Source organism: Methylophaga sp. UBA4204, assembly GCF_002379485.1.
Classification (GTDB): Bacteria; Pseudomonadota; Gammaproteobacteria; order Nitrosococcales; family Methylophagaceae; genus Methylophaga.
In genome coordinates, this window is sequence record NZ_DFTU01000079.1 from 6,699 (window position 1) to 16,936 (window position 10,238).

The window sequence follows — 10,238 nt, forward strand, 5'->3', positions numbered from 1 at the left end:
AACTCTTTAACTTCACGTCCCCGTTCACCTATCAGGCCCACCACGATCACATCGGCTTCAGTAAAACGCGTCATCATACCCAGCAATACACTTTTGCCGACGCCGCTCCCGGCAAACAGCCCCATCCTCTGACCACGTCCAACCGTCATTAATGTATTTATTGCTCTGACGCCTACATCCAGATGTTGTCTGACCGGTGCACGGGATAGTGGATTAACTGTTTTGCCATGTAGAGGGACTTTATCTTTTACGTTAAGCGGCCCACGTCCATCAAGCGGTTTACCGGCACCGTCGACAATTCTACCCAGTAAAGCGTTACCAACGGGTACCTGAGAATCACTACGGATCGGCCTGACCCGGGCATTAGGGACTAAACCACGAATGTTGCCGGTAGGCATTAAATACAGTGTTTCATCATGAAACCCTACCACTTCCGCTTCGACAGGCTCTCTGCCAGGAGCATGAATTTCACAACGACTGCCAATTGAGGCTTGAAATCCAACGGCCTCAAGCGTCAAACCGACCATTCGGGTCAATCGTCCTTCCACGGTAATAGGTGTTTCATGATCGGCTGTGAGTCGCTCCAGCTGATGTTGCAACCTGTCATGCAAAGGTGTTGATTGGTTTGGCGATTCAGCTGGGTTCATGATGGTTGTCTTGACTTAATAACCGTGAAATTAAATTATTGAGTCGGGTTTCAACGGTGGCATCAATGGTGGTATCTGCCGTCACCAACTTGGCTCCCCCACGGCTTACTAGCGGATCCTCGTACCATTGCCAGCCGGTATCTTCATCCAGTTTCAAGCCGTTTTTTACCAGCTCCATATCTTCAGGGTTCAGATAAACTTTTAGCTGGCGATCACTGACGGGTAATACTGCAAGCGCTTCGCGCACAGCAGTCAAAACCAGTTCAGGGTTTTGCTGGAGTTCGTGATAAACCATTTGCCGCACCAGCAGACTGATCATCGACAGCAAATCTTGTTCAACAATTGAATCAACGCTCTTAAGCGGATTATTCAGAGTGTCAATCAAGGCTTTCCATTGTTGAGCCTGTTGCAGAATATCGGCTTCCCCGGCTTTCAATCCTGCTTCATGACCTTGCTGGTAACCTTCATCATAGCCCAGCTTAAAACCTTCTTCCTGTGCGGCCTGCTGAACAGCTTCCAATGCTTCAACAGTTAAAGGGTTGGTATTTTCAGCTTCAACATCCGACACCGATACCACGCGAGGAACTTCCCATCGCTCATAGGCATTGGCGAGTTCTTCGGCGGATAAAACGTTGGCATGTTGGGTGGTATAAAGATCATCAGATGAAGTCATCACCACCACCGCTACCTAATGCAATATCACCTTTATCGGATAACATCCGTGCGGTAGACAAAATGGATTTTTGCGCGGCCTCAACATCACTGATACGCACGGGTCCCATCGCTTCAAGATCATCACGTAGCATTTCTGCTGCACGCTGGGACATATTTTTAAGAAACTTCTCTTTGAGATTATCATCAGCGCCTTTAAGGGCAAGCTGAAGCTGATCGGTTTGAATTTCACGCATTAATGTTTGCATGCCACGATCATCCACATCAATCAGATTATCAAAGACAAACATCAAATCCTCGATATTCTGACCGAGATCCGGTTCGGATTCTTTGATTTTTTCCATAATGGCTGCTTCACGACTACCCTCAACAAAGTTAAGAATATCGGCAGCTGTTTTAGGCCCGCCAACGGTGGCAGTTTGTCCGCCAGCGTTACCGCTGAATTGTTTTTCCAGGATTTCATTCAGTTCATTCAGCGCTGCTGGCTGCACACCATCCAGTGTTGCCACCCGCAGTAAAATCGAGGCCTGATCACGTTCCGGAAACATACCAAGTACCTGAGCAGCCTGATCGGGATCCAGAAACGAACAGACTATCGCGACTATTTGGGGATGTTCCAGTCGTATTACTTCATAGATAGCACGAGCATCCATCCATTTTAACTGTTCCAGACCATTGGTATTACCACCGGAAAGAATCCGGTCAAGCAAACCTCCGGCACGTTCTTCACCCAGGGCTCCAACCAGCATTTTCCGCACATAGTCATGAGAACCAATGCCCAGACCGGTTTCTTGTTCTACCGTGGTGACAAAACTGCCTAAAACAGTCTCCACCTCACTACGCGTTACATTGTTCAAAGTCGCCATGACCTGACCGATTTTCTGAACTTCTTTCGGCCCCATATGCTTAAGCACCTGCGCAGCATCTTCCTCACCTATTGAGCGAAGAAATACTGCGGCTTTTTCAGTACCGGTTAATTTACGGGGTTGTTCGGCCATTATGCATCACTCGCTGCCCAGTTTTTTACGACCTGCGCTACCAGCGCAGGATCCTGCTGTACTAAACTGCGAATATTAGTCAAATGCTGTTCAACACGCTCAGAACCAGTCGTCAGTTTAGCAATATCCTCACCGTTTTTACTACTTGCTGCCAATACTTGCTCTGCTGACATTTCATCAGTATTTTCACCGCTCTGGTTGGCTAACTGTTTACTAGGAGATTTATTCAAATCTCTGAAAGCTGGACGTATCAGACCAAATATCAGGAATAACACGACCAATGCACCCAAGACTTGTTTACCCACGTCCCATACCCATGGTTGCTCCCACAGAGGGATACCTGGAAGCGGCTCGGCCTCAATCGGAGTAACAAATGGTGCGCTGACAACATTTAAACTGTCGCCTCGGGCCATATTGAAACCAATTGCGTCCATGACCAGCGTATTAATACGTGCCATTTGTGCATCGCTCATAGGTGTGGCGACAACATTACCCTCAGCGTCGGTAGTGGTCGGTTCGTCGACCAGTACAGCAACGCTCAGCTTGCGAATGTCGCCAGGTGCCAGACGGCTATGACTGATGGTGCGATCAAGTTCGAAATTACGTGTACTGCGACGAGTACTTGAGCCGGGTGTGACCGTTTCAGCTACCACTTCTCCATCTTCACCAACATTTTCCTGTGCTGCTTGTTCCGGTGCGACCCCACCACCAGGAGGTTGATTGGCCAGTGCTCCCGGCACACCCATAGGACCAAGTCCGCCAACGCGCTCTTCTTCAGCAAGTTGTTCGCTGCGTAATGCCGCCAGATCCGGGTTATAACTTTCCTGTGTTTGCTCTGTGACTGTAAAGTCAACATCTGCAACTACCTGCGCACGCACACCGTTCATCCCCACAATAGGCGTTAGGATATCTTCGATACGGCTGATATATAACTGTTCAAGTTTTTGCGTAAATTCCAGCTGCGTATCACTCAACGCCATACTGCTATCACGCTCTGGCTGACTCAATAAATTACCACGCTGATCAACAACGGTGACATCTGAGCTTTTCATATTGGGTATGCTGGCCGCCACCATATGAGTAACAGCGGCAATATGGCCACGCTCCAATGTTCTGCCTGCATAAAGATTGACCACAACCGAAGCAGTAGGTGGCTTACGTTCACGTACAAATACCGATTGCTTGGGGATCGCCAAATGCACACGGGCGCTGCGGACATTCTGCAACTCGCTCACTGAACGGGCAAGCTCCTGCTCCATTGCACGCTGATAGCGAGCCTGCTCAATAAACTGACTGGTGCCAAATCCCTGTTCCTGACTGAGGATTTCCATGCCTTGTGCGCTACTGCGCGGTAAACCTTCAGCCGCCAACCGTAAGCGTAATCCCTGAACTTCTGAAGCCGGAACCAGCAATGCCCCCGTAGTAGGGTCTAACTTATAATCAATTTGCATCTGTTGCAGCACATTGGCTACTTCAGAGGGTTCTTGAGCTTCCATTCCGGAAAACAACACCTGATAAGAAGGTGTTTGCGACCACATAAACACGTAACCGCCAACAGCAATACTGGCCGCGATCGCCAATAAAAACATGATCTGCTTGGTTATGGGTTGGCGGGAAATATTATTTTGCATAACTGCCAACGGGGTGTTTGCAGCAAATGTGTTCGTTTTTGTAGCAGGTGCATTTTCCATATTCAGGCTCTTCAATTAAACCAACGCCATTAAATCGACATTCTCATGACTTCCTGATAAGCCTCAATCAGCTTATTGCGGACCTGGACCGTGGCATCAAACGCCACACTTGATTTTTGGGAGGCAATCATGACATCGGTTAAATTGACTTTGGGATCACCCAATTCAAAAGCCGTTCGTAACTGACCTGCTGTTTGTTGTGTTTCATTTACTTTATCCACAGCATTTTTCATCAGATCACCAAAATCCACCCTGCCACTAGATAAATTCTGCTCAGCTGGCATTGGCATGGCCTGATTAGCCTGAGTTTGCATGGCCCGCATCTGCGTCAGTAACTGGTTAGGATCAATTGCTTTTATCATAATTATCTTCTCGCTTTGTATTGCTTGGTGGGCTGATTTGTTTATGCAGACTTCTTGCCAAATTTTCCGGGAATGGCAATGCCCTGTTCACGAAAACGTGAGATTTTGTAGCGTAAGGTGCGTTCACTTATACCTAATTCTTTTGCAGTCTCCCGGCGGCTGCCACGATGCTTTGCCAGGATGTCGAGAATATGACGCTGTTCGTGGCTGCGTAAATCATCTGCATTATCGAGGGGGCTAACAATCTCGCTATGCTCTGTAATTGGTGCCGGGGTTACCTCGTTAGTGGTTTGCTGAGTTCCTGACATGGCTTCATATGCCAAATCATCGGCGTTAATTACTGAACCGGTTTGTAAAATTAACGCCCGCTGCAGAACATTATCGAGTTCCCGAACATTTCCCGGCCAGCTGTGTTGCGACAGTTTTCTTTGTGCTTCACTGTCGAAATGCGGTGCGACCCGTCCACCATGCTGACAGTGACGTTCAAGTAACTGTTCGGCAAGTGGCACGATATCCTGAGGTCTTTCTCTCAAAGGCAATAACTGCAACGGAAAAACATTCAATCGGTAAAATAGATCCTCGCGGAAACGGCCGGCTTTGACTTCATCACGTAAAGTGCGGTTGGTAGTCGCCAGCACACGAACATCAAGAGAGAGGGTTTTTCTGCCCCCCAGACGCTCCACTTCGCGCTCTTGCAATACGCGCAGTAATTTGGCCTGCAATGAAATATCCATCTCGGTAATTTCATCCAGCAAAATCGTGCCTTGATTAGCCTGCTCAAACTTACCAGCATAGGCTTGAGCTGCCCCAGTAAACGCGCCTTTTTCGTAACCAAACAGAGTGGCTTCAAGCATGGACTCCGGAATAGCTGCACAGTTAATGGCAATGAAAGGGCCGTCCTGACGTGGTGAATGCCGGTGAATAAAGCGTGCTAACACTTCTTTACCCGTACCACTTTCACCATTTATCAGAACGGTTGCGTCAGTCTCAGCAACACGTCTGGCCAATGCCTGTAAATCCACTGATGATTTGGCTGCTGCGACCATGTCATCACTGGCTGGCAGTATTCGCACGTAGCGTTGTACCCGCTGCAATAAATCATCAGCTTCAAACGGTTTCATTAAATAGTCGCAAGCCCCTTCGTGCATGGCTTCTACCGCACTTTGTACAGAACCATAAGCCGTCATCAGAACAACAGGTAATGAAGGCAACATCGCCCGGGCTTTTTTCAATAATGTATGACCATCCATCGGTTGCATCTGCAAGTCGCTGAGCAATAAGCCGATCGGTTCATTAGCCAGTTTATCCAAGGCCTTTTGCCCGTGATCGGTCGACGTAACTTTATAGCCCGCAAGTTCCAGCGTGTCACATAAAGCGGTACGTAAATTGGCATCATCTTCCACTACCATAATCATCGACTGATTCATGATTTCACTCCTGCTTGCATTTGTTCCTGAGAGGTATTAGATGGACGGTAAACAGGCAATCGCAGACAGAATGTGCTGCCTACACCCTGCTCGCTATCGAGCCAGAGCATACCTTTGTGAGCTCTGGCAACAGACTGCACCACAGCGAGTCCTAACCCGGTTCCTGAAGAACGCGTGGTATAGAAAGGCTGCAGTATCTTGTCGTAATCAGCTTCGGCGATGCCCGCACCATTATCTTCAATACTGATTTCAATAAACTGTTGTTGACCTTCTTCAGCATAATCAGCATGAATGGTTATTTTTCCTGTTTCCCCACAGGCCTGCCGGGCATTGTTGAGTAAATTATTCAGTGCACTGACCAAGGCTGGCTGACAGCCATAAATATAACCATCGTTCACCAGATTAATGACATGAACATTGAGCGATTCACTTTCCGGTTGTGCCACAAATTGCTGTACCAGTTCATCAATTAATGCATTCACACTTACCGGCGCAGTGCTATTCATATCACCCCGTGAAAATGCCAGCATATTGCGAACCAGCTGTTCCATATGGCTCAGGCTGTCATGTAAACGACGGGCAAATTTTAATTGTGTAGTTTGTTCAGTCTCAGGTTTGAGAAGAGGCGCCAGATATAAAGTGGCAGACGATAAAGGCGTACGAATTTGATGCGCCAGACGTGCCGCCATTTCCCCCATAGCTGATAATCGTTGCAGATGCGCAACCTTACGTTGTAATTGACGAGTCTCAGTAACCTCCTGCAGCAGGATAATCTGTCCAGGCTCTTTATCCAGCGGGCTGGTTGAAATATGTACCAGTCGACCATCTGCCAGTGAAACATCATGCCCATCATCTTCTCTGGGCTTGAACGCACGTTTGATAACATCAATCCAGCGTTGACCTGTCAACGGTTCGCCTAATAAATTAATCGCTACCTGGTTACAATCCTGAACCACACCCATTCCATCAATGACCACGACACCGCCAGGAATGACGGCAAGCAAACTGCTGAGACGATCTGCAATGCGGCTCTCTGAAGCGGATGTTTTTTGGGAATTTACCGGTGGTGTCCACAAAGGCTTATGTTCAGCGATATCAACCACATTACGTTTTGTTGGTTGTATTGCCTTTAACGCAACTTTATTTTCACTGTAAGGTGAGGATTCAGGCCATTTGAGGTTCATCTAATTTTGCTCCACTAAAGGGTTTCCAATAGTGAGCTAGCAAAATATATGCCCTATTTTTTATTCTTTATTTTTCAATATGTTATATTAAATAACTTTATTTCAGAGTCAAATTTCAGGCGCTATTTCAGCTGATTTCAATATCCCGTTGAATACCGTATTTTCGCATCTTTTCAACTAACGTCGTTCGGCGCATTTTTAATCTACTGGCTGCATGAGCTACAACCCCAGCCGCTTCATCCAGGGCCTGTTTGATCAGCAGATATTCCAGATTGGCCAGATGTTCCCTTAAATCCAAGCCATCTTCAGGTATGGTATCCATACTTAACAGCGCATCATCAGATTGCTGAAAACCATTCGCTGAAGCTGAAGCATCACTACCATTCGCTTACGAGGATACTTTAAGCGCAGTGGGTGAGTGTGGCTGGGAATCAATTGCCGATGTAATAACTTCCGGGAGTGGTTCACCCTCAATCTGGTATTTCTCTGGCAGGTCATCAAAGTCTACCGTGCCGTAGGGATATAAAATGACGAGTCTTTCAACCACATTTGCCAGTTCCCGAACATTGCCGGGCCAGGTATAGCGGCATAATGATGCGATGGCCGTCGGAGTAAAGCGTACAGCTCCCCGGTTCTCATGTTCTATTCGCTGTATAAGCTCATGAATCAATAATGGAATGTCTTCAGGCCGCTCGCGTAAGGCAGGCATCTCAATAGGAAAAACGTTTAAGCGGTAAAACAGGTCTTCTCTAAAGCGGCCATCACCTATATGAGTTTCGAGATTACGATGGGTCGCGGCAATCACTCTGACATTGGCTTTTTGGGTTTTATTACTGCCTACGCGTTCAAAGGTTCTTTCCTGTAAAACTCTTAATAACTTAACTTGCATAGGCAGGGGCATATCACCAATTTCATCAAGAAACAGTGTTCCGCCTTCGGCCATTTCAAAACGACCTTTACGAGCAGTTATCGCACCAGTAAACGCACCCTTTTCATGGCCAAATAATTCGCTTTCCAGAAGTTCGCCGGGAATAGCACCGCAGTTTACCGGTACAAAAGGTTTATCGCGACGTGAGGAAAAATAATGCAGGTTGCGGGCAACCACCTCTTTACCCGTTCCAGATTCTCCTAAAATCAATACATTGGCTTCTGAATCAGAAACCTGATGTATCATTTTCTGAACCCGTTTCATCTTTGTACTGTTGCCCACCAGCGAACGAAATAACGGTTCTGTCTCAGCTTGATTATCAGCCTGGTTCCTGTAAACCGAAGCTTGTTGGATTGCATTGTTTAGCTGAAGGTATTTGATGGGATAATTTAAGCTGCCGATGGAGCCGGGAAATTCTCTGATTAAAGCTTCTGGATAATCGAGTGTAAACACCGGGATCCTTGCTTCATGATTAATAAGCTCACGTAATAACTGTTTTGTCGGGCTAACACCACCACAATCACCAACCAGCGCTAAAGCAATATCATTCAAATCATTAACGCTATCAAACCAGTTTTCCATATCATTCACCACGACAGCGTGGCAATTTACGAACGCAATAAGCGTGGAAAGTGTTTCTCGGCGTTGTGGGTCAATATCTATCACCAAGATATTACACGCATTCATAACTGCTCCTGAAGGCAAGCTCTTTCTGAACCTGCTGGTATTACGTTAGGGATTTAGTTAATTCAAGTTAAGCACTTTGCAGTTAGTTGTCAAAAAAATGACACTGTAAATGGGAACTTTTTCAGAAACAAGCGCGCTAACTAATTGGATTGATAAGCCGTTACGGCTTTATGGGTGAATTTTGCATTACGCATTTGAAGTTGTAGAGACTGTTTTCCTTCCTGGCAATGCGCAATCAGTTCATTGTTGGTGTCGATAAGTGTTTGCAGCAATGTTGCCTGGCCTTCAATTTCTGGAGAATCGTCATCTAATGGAAATATCGACTGCAACAGTATTTGCCTTTTTTTATCAATTTCTGGCAATTCATTCCATTGTTTCTGCTTAGCCATAGCCAGCATATTTTGAGTAAGTTGCACCGCTTGGTGCAGGGAGTTAAGTTTATCGCTGAAATGTGTCATAAATGATTAGTGATAATCAGCCGGAATATTATCCCAACCAGCTTTCACTTCCATTAAAAGGCTGCTGACTTCATCCAGAATTGCAACATCATTACTAACATTTGCTTCAAGCAAACGTCGCCCCATATATTCGTACAAGGCATCCAGGTTAGCAGCAACTTCACCACCTTTTTGAGCATCAAGGCTGGTTCGTAAGCCTTGGATAATATTCATGCCCCAAGTAATCTGCCGACTTTTTTCAGCAATATCATTTCGGTCGATACATCCCTTGGCGGTAGCAATTTTAGATAGCGCCCCCTCCATTAACATCTGAATAATACGATGCGGTGAGGCAAAGTTAACTTCTGACTCTACGGCTCCTCGACCATAACCTTCCAGTGCTTTTTTATTGATCATGTTTTGCATCATCCTAATTTCGCTCTGTGTTACTTATTATTATTCAATGAAGCTAATTGTTGCGTTAAAAAGCTCGACGTATTATTAAGGCTGCTCACCAGAGTATCAAGCGCAGTAAATTGAGCTCGGATTCTGGCTTCTACAGAAATCATTCGATCTTCCATTCGTAAAATCTGGTCATCAATTCCCTCGACTTGAGTCTTCAGACCGTCTTCACGAGCATCAATCAATCCATCGCTGGCTAACCAACCATTGGCAAGGGTTGATAGTTTTGCTGCAAACCCACCATTCTCTGAGGCAAATAAATTGGTAAAAGATTCAAAATCGGTATTCATAATTTCAGTAATACGATCCGAATCAACCTCCATAACGCCCTGTTTATTGATTGAGACACCCGCTTCTATCAGATAACTAAAAGAGGAACCGTCAATTGATGAACCAGCATTTAAAACATCAAAAATTTGCCGTTCTAACGATAAAAGAGTGCTATCAGCTTCCAGCTGTCCATCGCGTTGCTTGTTAATTTCTGTTCGTAAAGCATTGAAGGCAGCTGCAAAGGCTTCAACAGATTCGAGAATTTTCTCATCATCCCGAGTTACACTTAACGTTGATGAGCCTATAGAAGCAGCATTGATAGTCACACCATCAATAGCGCCCGTAATTGTATTGGTGCTACTACTGACATTAAAACCGTCTATCCGGATAAGGGCATTTTGAGCTGAAGAAATGGCCGCCCGAAATTCCACTCCGCCTTCTGGATTATAGGCTAAGGCAGATAGACCAGCTTC

General features: G+C 46.1%; 9 protein-coding genes and 2 pseudogenes. All 11 read right to left on the reverse strand.

The window, feature by feature from the left end:
• A pseudogene (fliI, locus tag B3182_RS11465) lies at nucleotides 1–647 on the reverse strand (flagellum-specific ATP synthase FliI); the annotation flags it as partial.
• On the reverse strand, nucleotides 634–1,320 hold the full coding sequence (locus B3182_RS11470) for a flagellar assembly protein FliH (protein ID WP_292356273.1): 687 nt from the start codon (nucleotides 1,318–1,320) through the stop codon (nucleotides 634–636). The pseudogene fliI and the gene B3182_RS11470, both read right to left, overlap by 14 nt.
• Nucleotides 1,307–2,317: a flagellar motor switch protein FliG gene (gene fliG, locus B3182_RS11475; RefSeq protein ID WP_292356271.1), complete on the reverse strand. Its 1,011-nt coding sequence runs from the start codon at nucleotides 2,315–2,317 to the stop codon at nucleotides 1,307–1,309. The genes B3182_RS11470 and fliG overlap by 14 nt, the downstream gene beginning before the upstream one ends.
• Complete coding sequence (fliF, locus tag B3182_RS11480; protein ID WP_292356269.1) at nucleotides 2,317–4,008, reverse strand: flagellar basal-body MS-ring/collar protein FliF; 1,692 nt, start codon at nucleotides 4,006–4,008, stop codon at nucleotides 2,317–2,319. The genes fliG and fliF overlap by 1 nt, the downstream gene beginning before the upstream one ends.
• A gap of 29 nt (nucleotides 4,009–4,037) precedes the next feature.
• Nucleotides 4,038–4,370, reverse strand: coding sequence for a flagellar hook-basal body complex protein FliE (gene fliE / locus B3182_RS11485; RefSeq protein ID WP_292356267.1), 333 nt, complete (start codon nucleotides 4,368–4,370; stop codon nucleotides 4,038–4,040).
• A 41-nt stretch (nucleotides 4,371–4,411) separates the two neighbouring features.
• Complete coding sequence (locus tag B3182_RS11490; protein ID WP_292356265.1) at nucleotides 4,412–5,797, reverse strand: sigma-54-dependent transcriptional regulator; 1,386 nt, start codon at nucleotides 5,795–5,797, stop codon at nucleotides 4,412–4,414.
• Nucleotides 5,794–6,981 (reverse strand): sensor histidine kinase, encoded by a 1,188-nt coding sequence (locus B3182_RS11495; RefSeq protein WP_292356263.1) that lies wholly within the window; start codon nucleotides 6,979–6,981, stop codon nucleotides 5,794–5,796. Before B3182_RS11495 ends, B3182_RS11490 begins: the two co-directional genes overlap by 4 nt.
• Nucleotides 6,982–7,108: 127 nt before the next feature.
• Nucleotides 7,109–8,596, reverse strand: a pseudogene (locus tag B3182_RS11500) (sigma-54 dependent transcriptional regulator).
• Nucleotides 8,597–8,736: 140 nt separating this feature from the next.
• The gene (locus tag B3182_RS11505; RefSeq protein ID WP_292411632.1) at nucleotides 8,737–9,012 is read right to left on the reverse strand and encodes a flagellar protein FliT; all 276 of its coding nucleotides are present in this window, start codon (nucleotides 9,010–9,012) and stop codon (nucleotides 8,737–8,739) included.
• Nucleotides 9,013–9,060: 48 nt separating this feature from the next.
• Nucleotides 9,061–9,450, reverse strand: coding sequence for a flagellar export chaperone FliS (gene fliS, locus B3182_RS11510; RefSeq protein WP_292356257.1), 390 nt, complete (start codon nucleotides 9,448–9,450; stop codon nucleotides 9,061–9,063).
• A 29-nt stretch (nucleotides 9,451–9,479) separates the two neighbouring features.
• On the reverse strand, nucleotides 9,480–10,238 hold a 759-nt coding region (fliD, locus tag B3182_RS11515), incomplete at its 5' end, for a flagellar filament capping protein FliD (protein ID WP_292752816.1).

Coding starts and splice junctions, on each gene's coding strand:
- B3182_RS11470 (WP_292356273.1), bottom strand. CDS start 1,320: ATGACTTCATCTGATGATCTTTATACCACCCAACATGCCAACGTTTTA.
- fliG (WP_292356271.1), bottom strand. CDS start 2,317: ATGGCCGAACAACCCCGTAAATTAACCGGTACTGAAAAAGCCGCAGTA.
- fliF (WP_292356269.1), bottom strand. CDS start 4,008: ATGGAAAATGCACCTGCTACAAAAACGAACACATTTGCTGCAAACACC.
- fliE (WP_292356267.1), bottom strand. CDS start 4,370: ATGATAAAAGCAATTGATCCTAACCAGTTACTGACGCAGATGCGGGCC.
- B3182_RS11490 (WP_292356265.1), bottom strand. CDS start 5,797: ATGAATCAGTCGATGATTATGGTAGTGGAAGATGATGCCAATTTACGT.
- B3182_RS11495 (WP_292356263.1), bottom strand. CDS start 6,981: ATGAACCTCAAATGGCCTGAATCCTCACCTTACAGTGAAAATAAAGTT.
- fliS (WP_292356257.1), bottom strand. CDS start 9,450: ATGATCAATAAAAAAGCACTGGAAGGTTATGGTCGAGGAGCCGTAGAG.